The sequence below is a fragment of the Legionella cherrii genome (assembly GCF_900635815.1).
GTDB classification, from domain to species: domain Bacteria; phylum Pseudomonadota; class Gammaproteobacteria; order Legionellales; family Legionellaceae; genus Legionella; species Legionella cherrii.
This window is the reverse complement of sequence record NZ_LR134173.1, coordinates 2,108,625-2,133,569: the sequence shown is the minus strand read 5'-3', so window position 1 is coordinate 2,133,569 and position 24,945 is coordinate 2,108,625. Positions and strand designations below refer to the sequence as shown.

Sequence of the window (24,945 nt, the reverse complement as noted above, 5' to 3'; positions counted from 1 at the left end):
CTCCACGCAGTATCACGATGGGGATTCTTCGTTTCAATCGGGATGATGACAAAAAGATCCCGGATTACGCTGTGCTAATCCGGGCTACAAAGCTGCAAGTGGTACTCAGGCTACTATTTATGAAACACAGACAATACTAAACATTTCGTTACAGGGTAAAGAAATCCCCGATGAAAACAAATTAACCAAGTTCCCTGTCTGGGCATCATTAAAATTGAGATAATTTCCCCATGTTGCCCCTGGAACAACTCCAAAAACCAATGAGGTCTCACCAGCCAAACCTAAGGAACCGTTAGTAGCCGCTGTTCCATCAGTAAACTCGTTACATGTAGCCAAATTCGCAGTGTATTGATTGCCATCTTCAGTATTGTTCATATCTGCAAAGGCCCAAGCAACGATATCAGTGGCCGTAGTGTTTGACAGAATACTTTGGATACCGGTCCAAAACAAACCAAATGCCACTTCATTATTGTCATCCCTTAGATTTGAGTTACTGCCATCAAAAACACCATTTTGATTTACTGTATTAAAGAGCGTTTTTCCATCTGCATAAACATACTGTGAACCAGGTACAAGCGGCCAATCGTTTGCATAAACACCTCCGCAACCAGTTCTCCCATTAACAATAGAACAAGGAGATCGTGTCGAAGTAACTAACAACGCTTTAAATGACAAGCCTTTAAGTGCTGGATTTCCTGAAGTTAATGCAGCATTTTGGCAAAAAGCATCAGCCCCTGCAATCCCACCTAAAGCACCAGTAGTCTGCTGAAAACGGCTGGTTAGAAAAATAACATGCGATGAAAATACGGAAACAGCATATTCTTCACAGGAATACGTTTTACCCGTGCCATTTAAACATAACCTGATATTTATAGAACCTATTGGTCCATCTAAAGTAATTTTTGCAGGCGTGGTATCACTGACTGAAAATAAGACAAACCCATTAGGAGACGGTGCTTTACCCACAATACGATATCCTGGGGTAAGAATTTTGATTCCGGCCGTAGGATAGGTCTTTCTCGGAGTTGTGGTAGTAATGGATAGCGTTGATGAAGCAGGAGGAATTACAGCGATAAAATGTTGTCCTGATCCAGGAATAAAAGCATTGCTTTTGGCTAAAGCTACTTGCTCTGAGAAGAAAAATAATGTCATACCAACAAGTAGTATCCTTTTTATCATACCGAAATTCCTTTATTAAATTGTGACAGAACAAATAAGAGCATTCGCATAGTTATTACCCGTTTTAAGGGTATTAATAATGAGATCATTATTTTTGGCCAATTTCCCTTGCCCCAAATAAAAAAAGCGATAACCGCATTCCAGAGGAATTTTATCTGCAACCTGGTTAAATCGAAGGCCTGCTCCTACTGTAGCTGCGAATGCAGTAGTATTATTATCAGAAAAGCCATTATCGGGAACGGTAAATGTGGTAAGAGCTACTTCTTTATAATGGCTGGTTTCAATGAAATTGGGGCCAATGCCTACATCAATAGCGAGATTGATTTTATCGCTATGAGTTTGCACTAAACTTTTTGCCATAAAAAATAATGGAATATTTTGTGTCTTATAGGTATAAGAAAGATTCGTATCTAACTGTTCTTCAATAATGTAACCCTTAGTTGCCGTTGTGCCTAAGAAAAAAACATTCGCTCCATAAGAAAATTTAAATCGATCACGTTCTGGTCCGTCCAAAAAGTAACCCACGCCCACAAGACCATTCCCTTGAGCATGACTTTTAACGGTATATCGGTTTCCAACCAGGGTTTTTATATGAATATCTTGGGCTTTTCCTTGAGTTGCATAAAAACCCCCGAGTTCAAGAAGCAAATGACCTTTTGTGTAATCAAAAAAGAAATTATTTGCGGGTTGGTCGGCTGCAAAAGAAGTAGTTGAGCTCACAGAGGCCAAAAATATGAGTGCTAATCCTCTGTAGGTGGATTTATTAAAAAGCATCAGACATCCTTGTATTTCTCTATAACTGCCTCATATCGATTTGCATCCCCTCAAACTCAAACATAGTGGATGTTTCAGCGTGTTATGATGTTGCAGCAAGTTAATGTTTGTTAAAGATCAACATATTACAATGCAATAAAATCATAAACAACATTTTCCAGCGCTCTTTCAAGAATAACCTAAATCATTAGACCACTATAAATTGAGAAATCACTACCACCCGCAAAATATGATTAAAATGAGTAAGGTGATACTTTTTTTAGACCGACAGTTTGTGTATAATGTTGCAATGGCGTCGATTTGAAATTCAGCTTGCGGACGCTCAAAAAAGCACTCTTTTTTGAAAATACGGCTAAAGCGGATATGAATCGCATTTCCTCTAAGTCTTCTGCCCGCACGCATAATCTCAGGTTATAAATAATGATTGAATTAGTTGGATTATCTAAATCCTTTTCGGGAAAATCTGTCCTGCGTGACATTAATTTATTTATTCAAGAAGGTGAAATTTTTGGAATTATTGGCAGAAGTGGTGCAGGCAAATCTACCTTATTAAGATGCATTAATCTTCTAGAACGGCCTGATAAAGGCGATGTTTTGATTGATGGGCAGGGTCTGACAACTCTTTCGAGAAAAAACTTAGCTCTAGCTCGCCATAAAATGGCTATGATTTTCCAACAATTCAATTTACTCAATTCAAAAAATGTGTACGACAATATTGCACTTCCTATGCGCATTCAAGGTATAGATGAAGAGTCTATTCGCAATAAAATTGAGGAATTACTACCTATAGTCGAATTGACGGATAAGAAACTGGCCTATCCGGCACAACTTAGTGGCGGACAAAAACAAAGAGTCGCCATAGCGCGCGCTTTGAGTTGCTCCCCTAAAATTCTGCTTTGCGACGAAGCAACTTCTGCTTTGGATCCAGAAACAACCGATTCTATTTTGGCATTACTCAAAAAAATCAATTCACTTTATGGCATCACTATAGTTCTCATTACTCATGAAATGGATGTAGTGAAGCGTATTTGTAACCGATTGGCAGTGATGGTTGATGGTGAGTTGGCCGAAACCACCGCTTTAGCCAATGTATTTAATAAAAAGGACAGCCTGGCTCGAAGCATGCTCTATGCTCAACTCAGTCCTGAGTTGCCAGAATGCCTCACGAACAAGCTCGCAGACTACGTGACGGATAAACCATTACTACGTCTGTTTTTCCAGGGTGAAGAAGCAACAGTACCCTTTATTAGTCAAACAAGCCGCGAATTAAATCTGGATATCAACATCTTACTCGCCAATATCGATCGTTATGACACAGTAACCTGTGGTGTATTAGTAGTCGAATTAACGGCACATCCATTTTTACTCGAAGCATTCATTGAACGCTGTGAACAAGCCAAATTAACTGTGGAGGTTTTAGGTTATGTCCTTCCCGATGGCATATGATTTATTCATTGCAACAGGCGAAACATTGTATATGGTCGTCACCAGCACCGTATTTGCGGTGATACTGGGTTTACCTTTAGGAACTTGGCTTTATTCGTCGAGCCAAATCAAACCCATGCCTAGGGTTCATAAGACATTATCCACCTTCATTAATATGGCCAGGTCCATTCCTTTCATTATTTTATTGGTGGCAATTATTCCATTTACTCGACTTATTGTTGGAACCTCAATAGGAATGAATGCAGCGATAGTGCCGCTTACTCTCGGTGCAACTCCCTTTTTTGCCAGACTGGTTGATAACGTTTATCGGAGTTTACCTTCTGGGCTTATTGAAACCGGATATGCGATGGGCGCTAGCACACGACAAATTATTTTGCATATTTTATTGCCTGAAGCAAAACCTGCTTTAATCCATGCAATTACGGTTACAGCCATTACTTTAGTTAATTATTCTGCAATGGCAGGAACCGTTGGTGCTGGAGGGTTGGGCACTCTGGCAATTAACTATGGTTATCAGCGTTTTGATGCTGGGGTCATGATTTCAACTGTAATCATTTTGATTGTGATGGTTCAACTAACCCAAATGATCGGAGATTACTTAGCAAAGCGTTTTTTACATAATTGATTTAAATCATTTTTGGAGTGTTTCATGCGAATTTTAGCTTATTGTGTTTTATTATTAAGTCTTGTTGCGTGCAACAAGCCCTCACCAAATACTTTAGTCATAGGAACTATTGCTGGGCCAGAAACTGAATTGGTTGAAACAGCAAAAGAAGTAGCTAAGAATAAATACGACTTAAATATAAAAATTGTAACATTCAATGACTACAACCTTCCTAATGAGGCGTTACAGGATGGAAGTTTGGATGCTAATGTCTACCAACATTTACCTTACCTCAATGCCGCTGTTAAAGCGCATGGCTATACACTGGAGGCGATAGGCAGAACTTTCGTATACCCTATGGGAATTTATTCCAAAAAACACACTTCATTAAAACAATTACCTGAAAAAGCAGTCATTGCCGTACCTAATGATCCCAGCAATGAAATGCGTGCCTTGCAACTGTTGGAAAAAGCGCAGTTGATTACATTGAAAACGACCCATGATAATACTGGCTTAAAAGATATTGCGACCAATCCACATGATCTGCAATTCAAAGAAATGGATGCAGCACAACTGCCGAGAGTCTTGCCTGATGTCGATGCAGCCGTAATCAATACAACATTTGCCCTGCCTGCAGGTTTAAATCCTTCACATGATGCTTTATTTACTGAAGATAAAACCTCACCGTATGCCAATATCATTGTTATTCGTAGCAATTCTCCTAAAAAAGCACAATTGGAGCTCTTTGTTAAGGCATTAAACTCCGAAGAAGTTAAAGAAAAGGCCAAAACTTTATTTGGAGATTCGGCGATTCCTGCTTGGTAAAAACCTATCTAAGCTGGTGTAGCCGATTTTTCTATGCCCCAGGTGATGGCGTAAGCTCCAAACCAGGGCATAGAGTTACGATTCATCATTAATATTTGTCTAAAAATCTGACAGCGCACCTTAAGATTAAAGGCTTTTAATTCTCTCTTAATGAAAAAGTGTTATACTTTTAAAAAAGATAGCTCTTGAGGTACTTCTCTATGCCTTCATTTAGAAAAGCGTTTTTTAACTTATTTAATTCTCAAAAACTGGTAAAACAGTTTACTCCTGATGAACAAGAAAAGATTTATCAAAAATATCGTGACTCTGTAGGGTTAACCCAAGACCTTACTTTTGGATCTGAAGCCTTCGCTCACCATGCCGAAAAGCGAATTAAAGATCACACCGGTTTTAAAACACAAATCGGGTCCAATAAAGAAGATACTCTAGAGAAATTACTCAAAGATGATGCTCCCAATACTAAAAAAGAAATCAAAGATGAACTCAAAAGTATACTAACCCCACAACCATTTTATACTAAGGCTCAAGAAGTCTATAAAGAATCCATGGAGTTTTTTCAACAACGAATGAAACAAGTTCCTGAACTTTCCGTTGAGCAACTGCGGGGCTATCATGAACAAATTACTACGAGAGCTCGAGATGCCTTAAAAGCGCAACAAAAAAAAGAACTGAAAGAATTCCAAGACAAAGCTGAGGGTTTAGCACAGAAAATAGGAGCTGTTGCAAATACGAATGATCCTGAGCAAATTAAAAAAATAAAAGAAAATCTAATTAAGGAATTAGAAAGCTCCCACAAAACACAACTTGATGAATTCAACAAGACTGCTCAAGAAAACCTGACCACCCTCGATAAAGCGTCCGCTCTTGAACGAAAACGAATCATCTTCTCTGGCCAATTGGAAAGTTGGGCGTATCAACTCAGTGCGAGCCAAAAGAATAAAATGCTCGATGAAATGGAACGGGTTCGAGCAGAAAATCGTAAAAAACGAGGCTTATCTGACACAGACGCCCTTACAGGCGCTGACATCAATGTTGGTGAAAATACGATATCTGCCGTAAATCCAGCAGACTTGGATTTTATTATTTCCTTAACTGGAACACAGATCGTACAAAAAAAAGCAGCAAAAGAAGGCGATCCAGGCACCTGGCAAGTGCACATGTCTGCACGAATACTCTCCCCCTTTTATTATTTAAGTAATAAGCAAAATCCCAAGGTTGATATGTTGACCATGGCTCAGGCCGTGAGAGCCTCTGGTTTTGACTCAATCACAATGACCATTAATTTTGATGATCCTAAAACTCGAACGCAAAGGGCTAGACAAGCCTATGAAGCAGCTCTTGAAAGTGGTTTTGATCCAGGCTTACTCCCTGGAGAAGAATCAAAAGGAGAAAAAGGATTAAAAGGTATTGTATTAAAGGATGGAGCAGGCAAAGAGATTGATCCGAGAACACTGTTCACCCCTACCGAGCTGGAGATGCTTCATAAAGAGGCTGCCCAACGCCGTGAAAGGCTTAAATCTATCGCAGAAGAGCCTCCAAAAGAACCTTCAACAGAAGTTGCTAAACAATATCGTACCGAAATTGATAAAGGTAGAAATGAAGCTCGAGCTAAAGCTGGAAAAACAGCAATTGATAACGTTGAAGAACAACAACTGGAACAAGATGTAAAAACGACTCTCAGCTCTTAGATAAAAATTAACCTGGTTTTACTTGTTTTTAAAAACCAGGTTTAGTTTTCGTCATCCTCCTAATTAATGTTCAAAAAATTCCACTACTCCTCAAACCTAATTTCTGTTATTTTATTAGATTAACTACGGGTTAGGCTAAGGAGATAGCTATGAATACTCGTGAATTTGATGAAGATGTAAACGAAATGGAAGAGTTTGGCGTCGATACCGTCTTGACCCCAGAAACAAGCCCATCAACAAAATTGGAACGAAGACGACGCATAGAAGATTTGTTTGAAGAAAAACGCCTGCGCGAAGAACTGTCTGACTTCGGTTAGTAGTGTAACAGATACCTCTGCCTACCGTAATTCCCCTCCCCCACTTTGAGGAGAATGGTAGGAGTGAGGTTTCTTTAAGCTATCAGTACCCTCATCCGCCCTAATGGGCTTCTTCTCATATCCCGTCATCCCGAGCATAGCGAAGGATCTCGGTTAACACAATGCTACAGGGGAGATCCCTCGCTATGCTTAGGATGATGAGGCAAGGAGATAAAGGAAATTTTTACTTGATGGCACCGACCATCGTAGTCTGACTGCTAGCAGTCAGGAGGAATGGATCACATTCCTGTTTTGCAAGCAACTGCCTCATGATCATCCTAAATTAGCAAAATAAATATCAAACCGCACTGTTTTTCCCTCCACAGCAGCATGAGCAGGTAATAAAGGTTTTATTTTTTGGGGCCATTTTACAACGACCTTTTGTTTCGTACGTTGTAGCGCCAATTGAATAACTCTCTGTGCATCTTCATCTGGACCAATTAATTGTTGTAATGCTTGCATTTCTTTTTTTACCAATGCTGATTTGTTGCGCTCAGGATGCATGGGATCAATGTAAATAACATCAGGATAGTTTGGTTCATCTAATGAGCTTAAGTACGAATAGGCATCTTCGGCAAGAAATTTCAAATGCAATTGTTGTTGATCTGCATCACTCCTGCGCAACAATGCATCCAATACCAGGGAAGCCATAACCGGATGACGTTCGAGCATCAATACTTCTGCACCAAAACTGGCTAAAATAGCAGAGTCACGCCCCCAACCCGCAGTTGCATCAATAATTTTAAGGCCTGCAGTTGGTTTACAGGCGCGTACTAGTCCTTGCTTTTTTCCTTCAGATTTTCTTTTACTCCAAAAAGCAGCACTGAATTCAGCAAAAATTGGAGAGAAACCGGACATTTTCAATGAAAGCCCTGTTTCAGTGACATAGAGACAAGGATTGGCATCTTTCTCTAAATAAAAATTCAATTGTTCTGCAAGAGCTTTTGCTTTATCGAGCAGGCCTTCGTGCTCATAACCTACCGCTGAGATATTGATCATATAGATAACCTGTAAGATTTACAGAACTTCAGCCCTGGTGGATTGTAGCCGGATTAGCGCAGCGTAATCCGCTACAATCCACCACTAAATAAACCAGGCTACTTATATCATCCAATCTGCAGTAATGAAATATCAGCAACTCCTTGCAATAAATCCTGTAAACATGCCAAAAGTGCTAAACGGTTTGCTTTTATTGTTTGATCCTCAACCATGACCATTACTTTATCAAAAAACAGATCGACCGGTTCTTTAAGACTAGCAAGCAATTTCAGCAATGGACCATAGTCAGCAGCACGGTACAAAGGCTCTACCGCACGTGCTACTTGATCGATGTGAATATATAAAAACTTTTCGGGCCCCTCCTCAAGAAGTTGCTCGTTTACGGGTGACAAGGTTTGTCTTCCTGCTTGAGAAAGTAAATTGTTCACCCGTTTGCATGCAGCGGAAAGAGAAGCGGCTTCGGGCAATTTTACAAATAACTGTAAAGCAGCAAGACGCTTATCCAAATCATACAACCAATCATCCTGACGAGCGCGTACTGCATGGACCAAATCAACACTTAAACCTTGACTTTGGTAATAGGATTGCAATCGCTCCAGGATAAAAAATTTCAATTCATCCAGTAAATTGGGTTCAACGGATATACGTTTTCCATAATGAACCATTGCTTGCTCAATTAATGTACTTAAATTGAGCTGTGCTGGCGTTGCAATCAATAAACGGACAACAGCCAAAGCATGACGACGCAATTTGAATGGATCTTTTACCCCTGAAGGTCTTTGGCCTATGGCAAAAATACCAACCAAAGTATCGATTCGATCGGCTAAAGATAAAGCGAGGCCCAAATCAGATTCAGGTAAGTCATCTGCAGCGAAACGAGGCATGTATTGTTCATTTAAAGCGTGTGCAACAAACTGATCTTCACCATCATTTAGTGCGTAATAATATCCCATTAACCCCTGTAACTCGGGAAACTCACCAACCATTCCAGTCAACAAATCACATTTACTCAGTTGTGCGGCACGTTGCGCTTGTTTGATATTTAAGTGTAAGGCCGGACTTAAATAGGTCATCAGAGCTTCAATTCGTAACGCTTTGTCAAGTAAGCTCCCCAATTTTGCCTGGAAAACAACCTGTTCTGTACCAGCAATATGCTGGCTTAAAGGCAGTTTTTTATCTTGTCTAAAAAAGAACGCCGCATCACTTAAGCGAGCACGCATCACTTTTTCGTTTCCTAAAATAACTTGTTTTGGATTGGAACTGGCAATATTAGACACTGTAATAAAATGAGGCAGTAACTTCCCCTCTTTATCCTTAAGTGCAAAACACTTTTGATGCGATTGCATCGAAGCAATTAATGATTCAGCAGGAACTTCGAGGAACTCTTTTTCAAAATTAGCCATCAAAGCTTGGGGCCATTCAACAATTGAAGCCACTTCGTCAAGTAAATCTTCTGGCATGACCGCTGTCGCTTGAACGGACGCAGCCAATTCCTCCACCTGTTTTCTAATCATTTGTTTTCTGATTGTAAAATCAGCAATAACAAAGGCTTCTTTCATCTGTGATTCATAGCTTTCTGCTGAATTAATTACAATGGATTGCGGATGGTGAAAGCGGTGCCCTCTACTGTTGCGATCGCTCTTAATGCCCAAAATAGAATGCTCAATTACTGTATCGCCATAAAGCATCACCGCCCAATGAACAGGTCGGGCGAATTCTTCATCCCCAGCGCCCCAGCGCATGGGTTTAGCAATCGGCAAAGCAGCTAAAGATTGACCTATTAAAACAGGTAATAAATCTTTGGTTTTATTACCCTGGCTTAATGTTTCATAGACAATCCAATCCCCTTTATCCGTTTCGATTCGAGAAAGTTTGTCTACGTCCACACCACATGACTTCGCAAATCCAAGTAAGGCTGCTGTAGGTTTTCCATCCTTGTCATAAGCCGCAGCGAATGCCGGACCTCGGCGAGTAACACTTTGGCTTTTTTGTTCTTCTTGCAAATCAAAAATTGCGATTGCGATCCGTCTCGGTGTGGCAAAACGTTTTACCTCACCATACTCTAATTGTGCTTTATCTAATGCAGCTAATAACTGATTCGCAAACTCATCAGCTAAAGGCCAAACCGAACCAGAAGGTAACTCTTCACAACCTAATTCAAAAATAAAATCATTGACCATCACACACCTTTTGGTTAAGCATAGGAAAGCCCAAAGCCTCGCGCGCTTGATAATATGCTTGCGCAACAGCTCTTGATAAATGTCTTACGCGTAAAATATAGCGTTGCCGTTCAGTAACGGATATCGCTTTGCGTGCATCCAGTAAATTAAATGAATGTGATGCTTTAATTACCATTTCATAAGCTGGAAGTGGTAATTGTAACGCAATTAACTTTTGTGCTTCAGCCTCATAGTAATCAAATTGTTTAAATAATTCGTCCACATTCGCATGCTCAAAGTTATAGGCGGACATCTCTACTTCATTTTGATGAAATACATTACCGTAAGTGATTATGCCATTTGCTGTATTACTCCAAGGAAGATCGAATAGGTTATCTACACCCAGGATATACATTGCCAAACGTTCTAAACCGTAAGTCAACTCACCGGTTACAGGCTTACATGCCAGACCGCCTGCTTGTTGAAAATAAGTAAATTGGGATACTTCCATTCCGTTTTGCCAGACCTCCCAACCCAGGCCCCAAGCACCTAAAGTTGGTGATTCCCAGTTGTCCTCAACAAAACGAATGTCATCAGTCAAAGGATCCACACCCAGAGCACGTAATGAGTCCAGATATTTATCCTGTATGTCTAAAGGCGATGGCTTAAGGACCACCTGAAATTGATAATAATGTTGTACCCGGTTTGGATTGTCTCCATAACGGCCATCAGTGGGTCTCCGAGAGGGCTGTACATAAGCCGCAGACCAAGGCTCAGGGCCTATTGCTCGTAAGAAAGTAGCCGGATGAAAAGTACCCGCGCCAACTTCCATATCAAAGGGTTGTAAAATGACACATCCTTGCGCAGCCCAATATTGCTGCAAAGTGAGAATAATGTCCTGAAATGTAGATGGTTTTGTCATGAAAATCTCAATGTAAACTGGGTGGAGCGAATTGGAACCTGGGAAATTGGTATGAAAACCCAGGCTAGGGTCTATTTAAAATTCTATCTTGTGCCACAATGGCTTGATTTATGTCATCCGATACTCACACAACGCCCTTCATCGGAGCGTAGTGACAGAACTCCAGAGTGTAACACAATGTTACAACAGGAGATCCCTCACTATACTCCAGATGAAGGGGGCATTTCGATGCTCTAAAATTAACCATTTTAGCTCAATCTAGTAAAATGTAAACAGCCCCTACTTCAGTAGCTACCTACGATTAATTATGAATTACCTGCTGCTTTCTTAATTAACTCTTGCAGTGACTCTTCACTAGCAGCACCAGGTATAAATGAAGGTTCAGAACCTGTTTTAAATTGTCCATTTGGAGTTGAAGCAATTATAAATGCAGGTGTTCCCATCAAGTGTAATTTTTCTGCTAATTCACGGTTTGCATCTAAAATAGCAGTCACTTCTTTGCTTTGCATGTCAGCCTTTAATTTCTTCATATCCAAACCTAAAGACTTTGCAGTAGCCATAACGATTTGATCATTTAAGCGCTTGTCAATGCCAATCAATGCGTTATGCATTTCTTGATATTTACCTTGCATACCAGCAGCCAAAGCAGCTCTGGAAGCCAACTCGGAGCTCTTACCAAAAATTGGGAACTCTTTATAAACAACGCGTAGATCACTGTCTTTTTTAATTAAGCTGTCAATAATAGGTGACATTTTTTTGCAATGGATGCATTGGTAATCAAAGAATTCAACAATAGTCACATTACCTTTTGGATTCCCAACAATGGTCGTTTTACCTAAAAACAATTGATCGGTATTTTCTTTAATTGCAGATTGTGCTTGCTGCTGCATATTTTGTTGTTGTTTTTGTTGCAGCGCTTGCGAAGCCTCCAAAAGCACTTCTGGATTAGCTACTAAATAGTCATGCACCACTTTTTCAATTTCTTTTTTTTGTGCATCAGACATAGGAGTTGTATTATTGGTATCTGCTGCCATAATTGCAGGTGATACTAAAGATGCTGTCAGCGCTCCTACTGTCAATAAATTTGTAAATTTCACACAGTTCCCCTTATTTAATAGTTAACATAATACCAACAACTTTCCAACCGGCACCCTAGCATCCGCTTCAAGAAAATTCAATAGGGTCCGTTTACAATTCTACTATCTTGGCGAAAATGACATAGTTTCAGTGCTCTTACGTTCTTTTGAATTAGGTCACTGTGCCTCTACAGCTAAATTAGCATAGGCTAAAACCAGCCACTTAACACCATGTTCTCTAAATTTTACCTGAACACGGGTATGTGCCCCACTCCCCTCAACAGCCAACACCACACCCTGACCAAACTTGGCATGGGTTACACTTTGTCCCAAAGACAATCCCGAAGTTTCTGCTTCTGGCATCACTGTGGGTTTATTTCGAGAAATAACAGGAGATTGAAATTTCGCCTTGACACGAACTTCATTAAGTAATTCTTGAGGCAGCTCCCTTAAAAAACGTGAAGACCGATGATACTCCTCTCGCCCATATTGACGTCTTATTTCAGCATAAGACAAAACCAATTTTCGCATAGCGCGCGTCATACCCACATAGCATAAACGGCGTTCTTCTTCTAAACGTCCAGGTTCTTCCAAAGACTGTTTTCCAGGGAACACCCCTTCTTCCATTCCAACTAAAAATACTATAGGGAATTCAAGCCCCTTAGCAGCATGTAAGGTCATTAAATGAACATAACGCTCATGTTCTCCCGCCTGCATTTCTCCAGCCTCCAAAGAAGCATGTGCCAAGAATGCGTTAATTAAAGGGATTTCCTCATCTTCCTCTTGTTCATAACGAAATTGTTTTGCAGCATTGATTAGTTCTTGGATATTATCAAGGCGAGACTCCGACTTATCCCCTTTGATTTTGCTGAAATGAGCATACAATCCACTCAGCTGAATCACTACAGATAACTGCTCATCCAACTCCATTGATTGAGTATTTTGGTGCAATTGTTCTATTAATTCGATGAACTTCGATAATGCAGAACCTGCCCTCTGAGCCATCTCACCCGATTGTAATAAGGTCTTAGCCGCATGCCACAATGAGCATTGTTCTGCTTTCGCATAATGACGCAAATCGTCAAGCGTCTTTTCACCAATACCTCGTGTTGGGAAATTGACTACGCGATCAAAAGCGCTATCATCGTGAGGATTAACTAATAAACGCAAATAAGCTAAAACATCTTTGACTTCTGCTCGATCAAAGAAACGCACCCCACCATAAATACGATAGGCAATCCCTGCGCGCAGCAATGCCTCCTCTAAAACCCTGGATTGGGCATTGGAACGATATAAAATAGCAATTTCATCAGCACTTCCCCCCTGATTGATTTCCATCATAATTCGTTCGCAGACAAAGCGCGCTTCTTCCAGCTCATTAAACGCGCCGTAAACTAGAATTTTTTCCCCAGTTGCCCCATCCGTCCACAAGTCTTTCCCCATCCTCGAATTATTATGGGTAATGAGTGCATTTGCCGCGTTAAGTATGGTTGCTGTGGAACGATAGTTCTGCTCCAAACGGATAATTTGGGTATTTTTAAAGTCCTGAGAAAATTGCTGAATATTTTCAACCTTAGCGCCACGCCAACCATAAATGGATTGATCATCATCACCCACTGCCATAACAGCCGTATGCTCGCCTGCGAGAAGACGTATCCATGCATACTGAATCGTATTCGTATCTTGAAACTCATCGACTAATATGGCTTGAAAACGTTGACGGTAATGCTCAAGAATTTCGGGGTTATCACGTAGTAGCTCATGAGTCCGCAATAACAACTCTGCAAAATCAATCACCCCTGCAGTCTGACATGCTTGTTCATAGGCACTATAAATATTGAGCAAGGTTTTACCAGGTCCGTAAGGCAAAGTATGTACGTGTTGAGGTCGTATTCCCTCATCTTTACGCCCATTAATAAAGGACTGGGCCTGTTTCACTGGCCATTGTTCGGGATCAAGGTTCAATGAGGCAATAACGCGCTTGATTACCCGCGCCTGATCTTCAGAGTCCAGAATATGAAATAATTCAGGTAAATTCGCCTCTTTATAGTGTCGACGAAGTAAACGATGGCACAATCCATGAAAAGTTCCTACCCATAGTCCCAGTACCGGAGTACTCAAGATACTATTTAACCGTGCTTTCATTTCGCCCGCAGCTTTATTGGTAAAAGTTACGGCCAAAATTCCATGAGGCGAGATATGCTCTTCTTCAATAAGCCAGGCTATGCGACTGACCAAAACTTTCGTTTTTCCACTTCCTGCTCCAGCCAGGACTAGCGTATTACCAAGTGGAGAGGTAACTGCTTCACGTTGTCGCTCATTCAGTCCTTTAAGAATTGCAGCAAGAGTCATAAATAAATCCCAGGAAAAAAAGATGGTGTATTCTATTAAGAGATCCTACTATCTCGCAAGCGAAAGAAAATAGAAGCTATACTAACTTTAAGTATAAACTTGTTTTACAGGTAAACCTAGAAAAAGCAGTTGTGGTTGTGGTCTCTGCCATTAAGTTTCTGCCTACACCCTGCAGCGTAACCGCGGGGCGTAGTTAAAAACGATTATCGCTGAACTTATTGATAGTAGAGGCTATTGTAATCTGTTTTTCCAGGTTAAAGTGAATACTTATTGCTTTCAAGCGCGCCACAGCGCAAAATAATGCAATAAGGTAAAACAAACTTCCTAAAGGACTATAATGCACTCACTCTATCCATCAATTAAACCTTATGCGCAACATGAATTAAAAGTTAGTGCACTACACACACTTTACATTGAAGAAACAGGAAATCCCGAGGGATTGCCTGTTGTGGTATTGCATCCAGGCCCTGGTGCTTCTTCTGGTGATGGTTATCTTAGACGTTTTTTTGATCCCCAGCATTATCGAATCATAATTTTTGATCAACGCGGCTGTGGACGCTCTACACCACATTTGGAAGTTCGTGAAAATACAACCAGTTTATTACTGGATGACATCGATGCCATCCGCGATTTCTTAGGCTTATCCGAATTTGTATTGTCTGGTGGAGGTTGGGGTTCTTTGTTGGCTTTGCTTTACGCGCAAAAATTTCCTCAACAAATTAAAGCGCTGCAACTTCATCAAATTTTTTTAGGAAGGCAACAAGATTTTGATTGGTTTTATAAACACGGAGCGAACCTGGTATATCCTGATTTTTGGGAAGAATTTATTAGTAGCGTTCCTGAAAACATGCTGGGGCAAATTCCCAAGTATTATGCCAACTGTTTGCAAGGCCCCAACGAACTGGCACGTATGAGTGCTGCAAAAGCATGGGCCTTATGGGAAGCACGTTGCAGCAGTTTGCAACCTCATCTATATGTTATTGATCAATTCAGCGATCCGCATTTCGCCCTGGCTCTTGCAACATTGGAGTCCCATTACATCAACAATCATTTTTTCATTGAAGAAAATCAGGTCATAGCGAATGTCCATAAAATAAGACATATTCCAACATATATCGTACACGGCCGTTTTGATTTAATTTCTCCATTGGCTGGTGCCTTCGAGCTTCATCAGGCCATACCAGCATCCAATTTAAGAATAGTTCGTGACGCAGGACATTCCGATAGAGAATCAGGTATAATTGATGCCTTAATTTATGCAAGTAAAGAAATTTCCAAACAAGGGCTTGATGCATGTTGATTGTAATTCAAAGGGTGACACACGCCCGAGTAGATATAGAAGGCGAAACTGTCGGCAAAATCGACCAGGGTCTTTTGATTCTATGTGGTTTTGAGCCTGAAGATTCAGAGCATACTATTAATAAAATGTTAGATAAATGCATCAACTACCGTATTTTTAGTGACAGCCAGGGTAAGATGAATTTAAGTCTTAAAGAAGTTCAAGGTGGTTTATTATTAGTGCCACAATTCACTTTAATGGCGGAAACTCAAAAAGGATTGCGTCCAAGTTTTTCTAATGCAGCACCTCCTGAGCTTGGCCGACAACTGTTTGATAACCTATTGACTCGAGCATCTCAATTATACCCTCATACACAAAGTGGATGTTTTGGTGCCGACATGCAGGTTCATTTATGCAATGATGGCCCGGTTACTTTTTTGTTAAAGTTCTGATAACCAAGATTTACATATAACTCGCCAGGCAGAATCGCGCAATCCCGTGCTTAGCGAGGATCTCGTGCTATCCATGGAGATCCCTTACTCGGGATGACGCGATCCGCTCTAATTATAAATAAAATATCAACGATAGTCGGAGTCACTATAGATTGTTTGCAAGAACATCAAACTCGTGTAACATCTTCCAATAAGTTGAATAATAAAAAAAATCATGCGCTTAATTTCACTAGTTATCAGTTTGACCAGTAGCCTCGTTTTAACCGGTTGTGTCTGTAAGGGGACTAACCCCGCCGATCCTTTTGAACCTTTTAACCGAAAGGTATATAAGTTTAATACCGTATTTGACAATGTATTTTTAAAACCTCCAGCCAAAGTATATCGAGCTGTGCTACCTGCACCGGTACGTAAAAGTGTCAATAATTTTTACAACAACCTGGATCTCATTCCTACTGTAGGTAATGATCTTCTCCAAGCTGAAGGAAAATGGGCAATCAGAGACTCATGGCGCTTTATTATCAACTCTTCTTTAGGTGTGGGTGGTTTATTTGATGTGGCTAAAACTTTTGGTTTACCCCCCCATTCAAATGATTTAGGTCTTACCTTAGCTAAATGGGGAGATAAGAATTCGCCCTACCTAGTTATTCCTTTACTGGGTCCAAGTACTCTTAGAGATGGTGCGGGATGGTTATTCCAGTTTGCATTGTACAGCCCCTATGTTTACATTCATGATGATACGGTAGTCTATAGTTTATTAGCTCTGCGCTATATCGATTTACGCTCACAACTGTTAGATACAGATCGTATAATGGATGAAGCATTAGATAAATATGCCTTCATGAGGGATGCATACCTCCAATACCGTAATCATCTCATTGCAGGTGCTCACCTAGATACTGGCACTCTGTACGTTGATGATAAAAAGGCAGATCAAGAAGCTGCTGCTGAAGTTGGCAATGATTACGTCGATGAATAATATGCAGCCAGGGTGAAGCGGCAGCTTAACCCTGGCTGCATAAGCAAAGTTTCCAAATTTTCCTTGATCGCGAGCATAGCAAAGGATGCCAATCACAGCACCGTGCTACTGCGCGGAGATCCCTCGCGATGCTCGGGATGACGGGTGCTGTGCTATAGGCTTATCGGTAAGTTGTGTGTCCAATCTAAGCACGGCATATTTTCTGAAGGCACTTTAAGAAATCACCAGCAATATCGAGTTTTGTTTCAGCTTCTATTTCACGCAAGCAAGTTGGGCTAGTCACATTAATTTCAGTTAAATAATCACCAATCACATCAATGCCAACAAAATATAAACCTTTGGCCCTGAGAGTAGGTCCTATTTGTTCGCAAATCCATCTATCCCTTGGAGTAATAGGTACTACTTCACCACGAGCACCTGCAGCCAAATTACCTCGCAAATCACCTTCCGCAGGAATTCGTGCCAATGCATAAGGAACAGGTTCGCCATTGATTAATAAAATGCGTTTATCACCTAAGTTTTTTATTTCATGAATGTAACGTTGGGCGATAATGGTTTGAGTTTGATTTTTAGTTAAGACTTCTAAAATAACCGCCAAATTTTTCCCCTGTTCTTCGACATGAAATACAGAGTTTCCTCCCATCCCTTCCAGGGGTTTGAAAATAACTTGTTTGTGCTCCTCCCAAAAAGCTTTCAATCGTTTCATATTTCGCGATACCAGTGTCGTTGGACAGCACTGAGGAAAATTTAAGGTGAAAAACTTCTCGTTCGCATCACGTAAACTTTGTGGTTTGTTCGCAACAAGAACCCCTTCACGTTCTGCGAGTTCCAAGATATATGTGGTGTAGATGTATTCTATATTAAAGGGGGGATCTTTGCGCATCAGAATGATATCAAGCTCGCTCAAAGGCATTTCATCTAACTCTTTGATCGTAGCCCAATCCTTGCTGAATACATCTCCAATACTTAAATCATGCACTTGTGCAAAAGCGCGCCCTTCCTTACAAAATAAATCTTCTTGTGTAAATACAACACAGGACCAACCCATCTCTTTCGCTTTCTTGATCATAGCAAGCGATGTATCTTTATAAGGTTTTAGCTGATTTAGAGGATCCAGCAGCACGCCAAGTTTCATTATTCACCCCCAATAGCGGCTATTTCCCTTGCTGCAGCAAGTGCAGCCAATCGTGCAATCACTCCATAAACATAAAAACGATTGGACTCATCCACCTCAGTTAAGTCATCACAAGGCATATTACACGCTTGAGCAAAAGCCAAGGGTTCAAAATGCATTCCTGGTGCGTTTAAGTTTTCATCAATCCCACGCTCTTTGTGTACTCTGTAAAATCCACCAACCACAAACTGGCCAATCATGTAGACAACAGGTTCAGCAACAGAACCATTGGGCATGGTTTCAAAGGTATATACCCCTTCTTGGATAATAACTCTGTCTACTTTACGACCGCCTTTGCTGGTCGACATTCGAGTACGTTGTTTTCTATTTAATTGGCGCACCTCTTCTGCTTCATGCACCATCATGACGCTCATGCCATAGGTACCATTATCTGCTTTAATCACAACAAAAGGTTTCTCTTTTATCCCATATGTTGCGTATTTATCACTCATCAAGGTGAGAATTTTATCCACTTCGATTGCTAAACTATCTATCCCCTCCTGTGCCATAAAATCCAAACCTTCAAGCGCACTGAAATAAGGATTAATTAACCAGGAATCCATCCCTACAAATTCGGCAAAGTCTCTAGCAACCTCCTCGTAAAAATTAAAATGACTCGATTTTAATCGTGAAAACCAACCTAATTGTGCTGTGGGCCTTATTTTTTGTTTTATTCCTTGCAAAATTTCAGGAATTCCTTGCGACAGATCATTATTGAGCATGAGAAAGCATGGGTTAAAATTAGTTAATCCCACACGGTCTCCTTGACGTTCTATAGGCTCTAATAAGAGACTTTCACCACTTTCAAGAAAAACTTCAGTAGGCTCTTTAATCTCAGGATCCAAACTGCCGATACGCACCACAAAACCAGCTTTTACCAAAATAGTTCGCAATATGTTGAGACTTTTTAAATAAAACTTATTTCGAGTGTGACTTTCTGGAATAAGCAAGATTCTGGTGCAATCGGGAACATAATCGATGAGCACAGACTGCGCAGCCTGAACACACAAGGGCAGAAATTCTGGATTTAGATTATTAAATCCTGCCGGAAACAGATTAGTATCTACTGGTGCCAGTTTAAATCCTGCATGTCGCAAATCAACAGATGAGGTTAAGGGCGGCGGTGTGTCTTTCCATTGATGCCTAAACCAAGATTCAATTGCGGCTATTTGATTTAATACAATTTTTTCCACATGAAACAATGGTCCAGAATGTGCTGTGGTCAAATGAGGAACAGGGATTTCATGAACATTCATGCTTTTTCTTCTCGTTTTATATTTTTGACGATGTTACCGGGGTTAACACAGAAATAAAAGATCTTATTTATTTTCTGTTATTATATTGTACGTTAGATCTTTATGTCTGACTCAATCCTTTATAGCGGGAAACACTGCCAAAAAATGGGTTTGTTAGACTCAAAAATCAACAAATATTAAAACTCTTGCATCATGTGTAGATTGTGATGCAGGTTATGCAAGGGTGCTATTGATTAACAAAACTAAAGGAACTGATTCATGATCAATGAGCTAGTACAACAATTTTCCACACAAATACAAACTTTTTTATTTATCATGATGCTTATCAATGGCATTTTGCATTTGATTTTTGCTGGTGCAGTAGCCCATGATGCAGGAAATATGAATCGAACAGGACAAAAAACTGTTTTAGTTTCTGCAGCGACCTGGGCATTTGCCACCTTGATAGGTGGGGTTTTCACAGCAACAATTTATTGGTTGCTGCATCATTCCACATTTACACGACCAACAATAAGAGAGGTTCGTTATGACCAACCCTAAGATCAAAACGATTGATGTACATCAACTAAAAAAATTGATGGAAACCAATCCCAATCTTTGTTTAATTGATGTTCGAGAATTAGACGAGTGGCAAGAGTTTCATATAGCTGGAGCATGGCACATCCCTAAAGATACCATTGCATCATGTATTGCTGCGAAAATTCCAAATAAAAATCATCCTATCTATTTGCACTGCAAAGGTGGAGTAAGATCTTTATTTGCCGCTCAAGTTTTAATGGATTTGGGATACCAAGAAGTTTATTCTGTTGATGGGGGTATTATTGACTGGGCAGTCTCAGGTTATCCTATTGAGCAACAGAAAAAAATCTCGGAACCGCAATTATAATTCTGTAATGGCTTTTGCCCCTAAATTCTCGACCGCCCCCCGATTTGTTCGGGGGGGAAATCCGCGGTATCCAGGAGAGCTGGGCTAAAACACTAGACCGTAGGCAAAATTTGGTTATAAACCAGGTTCAGGAAGATAAACTAGTTACATTGCACTGATACCAGTTCCCTAACCTCTTCCATATACTCTTTACTCGTAGCAGTATCAGAGATAGGATGACTAACCTCACTCGGTGTAAAAAATCCCTGGTTTTGCCTGATTTTTTTATCAGATTCTTTTAATTGTGATTCTTTAGGCTTCTCAATCTGGCCCAATTCAGAGGCTTTTAGGTCTTGTTCTTTGGCTTTCTCAATCTGCTCCAATTTAAGGCATGCTATTTTTTTAACCAAATCTTTTAGTACTGTTTCTACCTTATAATTCTTAATTTTTTGGGTTGAGAATACCTGTTTACTTTTGTCCAAATAACCGTTGCTCGAATCCCCACCGACATATACATGTGCATGCATAAAGCCGCTTAAAGCCTCATACATTTCTAGTAAATTTTTGGAGTCTGGGAAGTTTTCTCGATCAAGATTAAGGGAAGTTGTTAGTTGATTATATAAAGTACTGTTCTCAGGAGACAAAAAAAACGAAGTTACAGTGCCTTGATAACTTTCAAAAATTTGATCACGAATATAGAACGCTGCAGCATATAGAACAAGTGTTTTATCATGACTAGTGGATTTATCAAGACATGCTAAAACTTTAAGTAAGTATTTACATTGAATTGCTCGCTCAGGATGGCTAAAAGAAAGAGATATTAACGCCTGATGTAAATTTTTTTCATCCAATTTATGTCTTTTTAATTCAGTTGCAATACTCTCCCTGATATATTTTGATAATAAATCGTATTCAACATACTTAAAACCCATTTCTGCTCTCCTTAAACTCCATGAATCGGGATTAGTAAAATTTACTTCAACGTGAGCAGTTTAAACTAATTAATAATGCCAGTCATGCATTTTGTTTTTACTACTTAATTAATTTTTATCTTTAAAAGTCAATAAGATATCATAAAAATCTTTTACTTTGTTTGATAAAAACAATCTTGAACTCAGCTTACTAAAAACGATTTAATGAGTTGAAGAAGAACTAGAGCCTCTTTTTGGATTGCTTTTTTAAGCACCGTTGATTAATTTAACTCTTTTTGCCCTCGTTAGGATGAGTTATGAAAAAATACATCGGCTTCGTTTTTCTTGTTCTAAATTGTCTTAATAGCTATGCGCAAATGAGTCAACCGAAATTAGTCGTTCAACTGGTAATCGATCAATTACGCGGCGATTTAATTTATCAGCACCAACAACAATTTGGTAACGGTGGATTTAGTTATTTATTAAATCATGCCATTGATTATCACAATACGCATCATCCTCATGCCAACACAACAACCTGTGCTGGACACGCAACAGTCGCAACAGGAAGCTTTCCAGCCTTGCATGGTGTCGTTAATAATGAATGGTATGACCGAAAATCACAACAAATGGTTTATTGCATGGAAGACTTGCAAACCAAAATATTAAGAACACCCCATACACATACCGCCACTCCAGGACGTTCTCCTAAAAATCTATTTGCCTCAACTTTAAGCGATGAAATAATACTCTCGCAAAAAGGGCGTGTCTTCGGAGTCTCCTTAAAAGATCGTTCAGCAATCACCCTTGCAGGGCATGCTGGGAAAGCATTTTGGTTTGATACGACCAATGGAGGTTTTATTAGCAGTACTTATTACTATTCTCAATATCCTCAATGGGTTAAAGATTGGAACAAAAAATACCATCCCAAAGACTACGATTGGACTCTTGGTCGCTCCAAGACTGAATATCAAAATGCCAACTCACCTGTCTTCCATCACGAAGATGCGCTTTTTGGTCAAACCTTTCCTCACCATGTAAGGCACTCTCCTAAGCCTGAATATTTTAAAGCACTATCTCGGACTCCAAAGGCAGATCAACTTACTGCAAATTTCGCTGAGCATCTTTTAATTGAGGAACGATTGGGTCAATCTAATGGAAAAACTGATTATTTAGCTATTAGTTTTTCTGGTGTTGATGCAATTGGTCATCAATTTGGTCCTAATAGTCTCGAATCAGAAGACAATTTATTGGAATTAGATAAAACCCTAGCTCATCTTTTTGCTACCATTGACAAACAAGTGGGACTAAATAACACCCTTATTGTGCTTACCGCAGATCATGGTGTAAATGATGGACCAACCTATCTCAAAGCACATCATTTCAAAGAAATTGATCCAATTAATATCCCTAGAATGGAGCAATATATTCGTGCTCTGCTAAAGAAACAATATAAGCTTCCAGAACAGACACTAATGGCTATCGTACCTCCTTATATCTACCTTGATCATAAAATAATCAATCAACATCAGTTGAAACTGAACGAGGTCAAACTTTCACTTGCACAGGCTTTAACATTAAGGCCTGGGATATTCAAAGCATTTGCTTTACCAATTACTGGTATTGAAAAAGATTGGCTTAGCGCTAAAGTGAACAAAATGTATTATCCAGACCGTTCTGGAGATATTTACCTCGTTCAACCTCCAAATCAATCCAATGGAGCAAAAAGTAAGGATCGAGTTAGTCATGGTAGCCCTTGGCAATATGATAGCTATGTTCCTTTACTCTTTGTCCACCCCTATTTTAAAACCCAACGCATTTTCCGACCGACTTATACAACTGACATTGCCCCCACTTTATCCGCTGTGCTCATGATAAAAAATCCATCTGCAGCGGTTGGTCAGCCTTTGCAAGAAATAGTATCTGCTTTTAATTAAAAGCATCGTGGGTGACGCGAGGCGATAGTAGCGCTTCGCGGCACCTCGGTTACTTTTTACCTGAGAACTCATAGAAAATCAGCTAAACTTTAGTATAGAGTGAATTGTTTTATGTCCTCAAAAACTAGGCTGTTTAATAAGCAAAGCCTAAGAAAAGATTGAATTTAACACAAAAAACCTTTAGTATTTGCGAAATTTCTAGCGATATTATTATGAATAAACAAGCCATAATTATTGGGATTTCAGGCCCTTCTGCATCAGGTAAAAGTCTCTTAGCAAATACTATTGTTAATGAGCTTGGCTCAGAACAGGTAGTAGTTATTTCTGAAGACGCCTACTACAAAGATAATGGTCATTTGCCTTTCACTGAAAGAGAAAGAATAAACTATGACCACCCTGATTCTTTTGATCATGCTTTGCTTTGTGAGCATTTGAGGCAATTAAGGGAAGGTAGACCAGTTGAAATACCAATTTATTCCCACTCAAAGCACATGCGCTTGCCTGAAACCAGAACTATTGGTCAACATGCCATTATTATTCTTGAAGGCATTTTACTCTTCAGTGATAGAGAGTTACGCGAAATAATGGATATTCGAATTTTTATGTCTACTCCTCTAGACGTGTGTTTAACCCGCCGTTTAAAAAGAGATGTGGTTGAACGGCATCGAACGTTTGAATCGGTAGTACATCAATATGAAACCACCGTACGTCCCATGTACTTGCAGTTTATTGAACCATCCAGTCGCTACGCTGACATCATTGTTCCTCGTGGAGGAGAGAACAGGATTGCTATTGAAATGATTCAAGCTAAAATGCGTGAATTGTTAGCATCACACACTAATTAATTGAGGAGAGAATAGTGGGATTTTTAGCGGGTAAAAAAGCACTCATTATTGGTCTTGCAAGCAATAGATCTATTGCTTACGGCATTGCCAAAGCATTTCATGAACAAGGAGCTGAATTAGCGTTTACTTATCAAAATGAACGTTTAAAAGAACGCGTCGAGTCAATGGCAGCTGAATTCAATTCCACACTAACCTTTCCTTGCGATGTAGCTCACGACGACGAAATCCAAGCTCTTTTTTCCAATCTCCGCAAACAATGGGATCACCTGGATATCTTAATTCATTCAGTTGCTTATGCCCCAGCAGATCAAATTAGTGGCGACTTTGTAGAATCGTGCACTCGCGAAGGTTTTAGAATTGCTCATGATATCAGTGCATACAGTCTAATTGGTCTGGCACAAGCGGCCTTACCCATGATGGAAGGAACTGAAGGTTCTCTTTTAACACTATCATACTATGGCGCAGAAAAGGCAGTCCCTAACTATAATGTTATGGGTGTCGCGAAAGCAAGTCTTGAAGCTTCTGTACGTTATTTAGCTGCGAGTTTGGGACAAAAAGGCATCCGTATCAATGCCATATCTGCAGGCCCTATCAAAACACTTGCTGCAGCAGGCATTAAAGATTTCCGTAAAATACAAAGTGCTTATGCAAACATTACCCCTCTCCATAGAAACGTTACTATTGAGGAAGTTGGAAATACGGCTGCGTTTTTATGCTCTAACTTGGCCTCTGGGATTACAGGCGAAGTAGTTCATGTTGATGCAGGCTATCATGCAGTATCAACTATGAGTGATATCAGTTAATCTTTTTTGACCTCTCCTGCAATTGGGAGAGGTTTTCGTTTATCGAAAGAACTTGATTTCACTTGAA

Annotated in this window: 24 protein-coding genes; 14 read left to right on the top strand and 10 right to left on the bottom strand. The window is 40.0% G+C overall.

From position 1 onward, the window contains the following. Positions 1-117 precede the first annotated feature (117 nt). Entirely contained in the window at positions 118-1,179 is a 1,062-nt protein-coding gene (locus EL022_RS09005) for a DUF1554 domain-containing protein (RefSeq protein ID WP_028381999.1), read from the bottom strand. A gap of 15 nt (positions 1,180-1,194) precedes the next feature. Then, on the bottom strand, positions 1,195-1,953 hold the full coding sequence (locus EL022_RS09000) for a hypothetical protein (RefSeq protein ID WP_051544497.1): 759 nt from the start codon (positions 1,951-1,953) through the stop codon (positions 1,195-1,197). Between the two features lie 420 nt (positions 1,954-2,373). On the opposite strand from EL022_RS09000, the gene EL022_RS08995 reads away from it, so the two are divergent. The 5 genes from EL022_RS08995 to EL022_RS16075 all read left to right on the top strand — a co-directional run bounded on the left by EL022_RS08995 (position 2,374) and on the right by EL022_RS16075 (position 6,833). Beyond that, positions 2,374-3,399 (top strand): methionine ABC transporter ATP-binding protein, encoded by a 1,026-nt coding sequence (locus EL022_RS08995; protein WP_028382001.1) that lies wholly within the window; start codon positions 2,374-2,376, stop codon positions 3,397-3,399. Next, on the top strand, positions 3,377-4,024 hold the full coding sequence (locus tag EL022_RS08990) for a methionine ABC transporter permease (RefSeq protein WP_028382002.1): 648 nt from the start codon (positions 3,377-3,379) through the stop codon (positions 4,022-4,024). The genes EL022_RS08995 and EL022_RS08990 overlap by 23 nt, the downstream gene beginning before the upstream one ends. Positions 4,025-4,048: 24 nt before the next feature. Beyond that, the gene (locus EL022_RS08985; protein WP_035901172.1) at positions 4,049-4,828 is read left to right on the top strand and encodes a MetQ/NlpA family ABC transporter substrate-binding protein; all 780 of its coding nucleotides are present in this window, start codon (positions 4,049-4,051) and stop codon (positions 4,826-4,828) included. A gap of 200 nt (positions 4,829-5,028) precedes the next feature. Beyond that, entirely contained in the window at positions 5,029-6,516 is a 1,488-nt protein-coding gene (locus EL022_RS08980) for a hypothetical protein (RefSeq protein ID WP_028382004.1), read from the top strand. 149 nt (positions 6,517-6,665) lie between these two features. Then, positions 6,666-6,833 carry a PA3496 family putative envelope integrity protein gene (locus EL022_RS16075; protein WP_164715640.1) on the top strand — a complete coding sequence of 56 codons (168 nt, stop codon included), beginning with the start codon at positions 6,666-6,668 and terminating at the stop codon, positions 6,831-6,833. Between the two features lie 312 nt (positions 6,834-7,145). On the opposite strand, the gene EL022_RS08975 is transcribed toward EL022_RS16075, so the two are convergent. The 3 genes from EL022_RS08975 to glyQ all read right to left on the bottom strand — a co-directional run bounded on the left by EL022_RS08975 (position 7,146) and on the right by glyQ (position 10,952). Beyond that, on the bottom strand, positions 7,146-7,871 hold the full coding sequence (locus tag EL022_RS08975) for a class I SAM-dependent methyltransferase (RefSeq protein WP_028382005.1): 726 nt from the start codon (positions 7,869-7,871) through the stop codon (positions 7,146-7,148). A 107-nt stretch (positions 7,872-7,978) separates the two neighbouring features. Continuing rightward, on the bottom strand, positions 7,979-10,051 hold the full coding sequence (glyS, locus tag EL022_RS08970; protein WP_028382006.1) for a glycine--tRNA ligase subunit beta: 2,073 nt from the start codon (positions 10,049-10,051) through the stop codon (positions 7,979-7,981). Beyond that, a complete protein-coding gene (gene glyQ / locus EL022_RS08965; RefSeq protein WP_028382007.1) occupies positions 10,041-10,952 on the bottom strand; it encodes a glycine--tRNA ligase subunit alpha in 912 nt (303 codons plus the stop codon). The genes glyS and glyQ overlap by 11 nt, the downstream gene beginning before the upstream one ends. A gap of 51 nt (positions 10,953-11,003) precedes the next feature. Here glyQ and EL022_RS08960 point away from each other — a divergent pair, with 51 nt between their 5' ends. Beyond that, a complete protein-coding gene (locus tag EL022_RS08960) occupies positions 11,004-11,189 on the top strand; it encodes a hypothetical protein (protein ID WP_126325164.1) in 186 nt (61 codons plus the stop codon). Between the two features lie 68 nt (positions 11,190-11,257). Here the strand turns inward: EL022_RS08960 and EL022_RS08955 are convergent, their stop codons facing one another. Together EL022_RS08955 and uvrD are read right to left on the bottom strand one after the other, a co-directional pair. Beyond that, a complete protein-coding gene (locus EL022_RS08955; RefSeq protein ID WP_028382008.1) occupies positions 11,258-12,049 on the bottom strand; it encodes a DsbA family protein in 792 nt (263 codons plus the stop codon). A 156-nt stretch (positions 12,050-12,205) separates the two neighbouring features. Continuing rightward, positions 12,206-14,380 carry a DNA helicase II gene (gene uvrD, locus EL022_RS08950; RefSeq protein WP_028382009.1) on the bottom strand — a complete coding sequence of 725 codons (2,175 nt, stop codon included), beginning with the start codon at positions 14,378-14,380 and terminating at the stop codon, positions 12,206-12,208. Between the two features lie 337 nt (positions 14,381-14,717). Between uvrD and pip the strand changes: the two genes are divergently transcribed. The 3 genes from pip to EL022_RS08935 all read left to right on the top strand — a co-directional run bounded on the left by pip (position 14,718) and on the right by EL022_RS08935 (position 17,087). Further along, a complete protein-coding gene (pip, locus tag EL022_RS08945; protein ID WP_028382010.1) occupies positions 14,718-15,680 on the top strand; it encodes a prolyl aminopeptidase in 963 nt (320 codons plus the stop codon). Next, entirely contained in the window at positions 15,674-16,111 is a 438-nt protein-coding gene (dtd, locus tag EL022_RS08940) for a D-aminoacyl-tRNA deacylase (RefSeq protein WP_028382011.1), read from the top strand. The genes pip and dtd overlap by 7 nt, the downstream gene beginning before the upstream one ends. Before the next feature lie 214 nt (positions 16,112-16,325). Next, positions 16,326-17,087 carry an MlaA family lipoprotein gene (locus tag EL022_RS08935; RefSeq protein WP_028382012.1) on the top strand — a complete coding sequence of 254 codons (762 nt, stop codon included), beginning with the start codon at positions 16,326-16,328 and terminating at the stop codon, positions 17,085-17,087. Positions 17,088-17,271: 184 nt separating this feature from the next. On the opposite strand, the gene gshB is transcribed toward EL022_RS08935, so the two are convergent. Together gshB and gshA are read right to left on the bottom strand one after the other, a co-directional pair. After that, positions 17,272-18,222, bottom strand: coding sequence for a glutathione synthase (gene gshB, locus EL022_RS08930; protein WP_028382013.1), 951 nt, complete (start codon positions 18,220-18,222; stop codon positions 17,272-17,274). Further along, positions 18,222-19,517 (bottom strand): glutamate--cysteine ligase, encoded by a 1,296-nt coding sequence (gshA, locus tag EL022_RS08925; RefSeq protein WP_028382014.1) that lies wholly within the window; start codon positions 19,515-19,517, stop codon positions 18,222-18,224. Before gshA ends, gshB begins: the two co-directional genes overlap by 1 nt. A 258-nt stretch (positions 19,518-19,775) precedes the next feature. Between gshA and EL022_RS08920 the strand changes: the two genes are divergently transcribed. After that, on the top strand, positions 19,776-20,057 hold the full coding sequence (locus EL022_RS08920) for a hypothetical protein (protein WP_028382015.1): 282 nt from the start codon (positions 19,776-19,778) through the stop codon (positions 20,055-20,057). Continuing rightward, the gene (locus EL022_RS08915; protein WP_028382016.1) at positions 20,044-20,403 is read left to right on the top strand and encodes a rhodanese-like domain-containing protein; all 360 of its coding nucleotides are present in this window, start codon (positions 20,044-20,046) and stop codon (positions 20,401-20,403) included. Before EL022_RS08920 ends, EL022_RS08915 begins: the two co-directional genes overlap by 14 nt. A gap of 140 nt (positions 20,404-20,543) precedes the next feature. On the opposite strand, the gene EL022_RS08910 is transcribed toward EL022_RS08915, so the two are convergent. Beyond that, complete coding sequence (locus tag EL022_RS08910; protein WP_028382017.1) at positions 20,544-21,314, bottom strand: hypothetical protein; 771 nt, start codon at positions 21,312-21,314, stop codon at positions 20,544-20,546. A 296-nt stretch (positions 21,315-21,610) separates the two neighbouring features. Between EL022_RS08910 and EL022_RS08905 the strand changes: the two genes are divergently transcribed. From EL022_RS08905 to EL022_RS08895, 3 genes are all read left to right on the top strand, one after another. Beyond that, a complete protein-coding gene (locus EL022_RS08905) occupies positions 21,611-23,230 on the top strand; it encodes an alkaline phosphatase family protein (RefSeq protein WP_028382018.1) in 1,620 nt (539 codons plus the stop codon). A 212-nt stretch (positions 23,231-23,442) separates the two neighbouring features. Then, the gene (udk, locus tag EL022_RS08900; protein ID WP_028382019.1) at positions 23,443-24,075 is read left to right on the top strand and encodes a uridine kinase; all 633 of its coding nucleotides are present in this window, start codon (positions 23,443-23,445) and stop codon (positions 24,073-24,075) included. Positions 24,076-24,089: 14 nt separating this feature from the next. Continuing rightward, entirely contained in the window at positions 24,090-24,878 is a 789-nt protein-coding gene (locus tag EL022_RS08895) for an enoyl-ACP reductase FabI (RefSeq protein WP_028382020.1), read from the top strand. Positions 24,879-24,945: the final 67 nt, after the last annotated feature.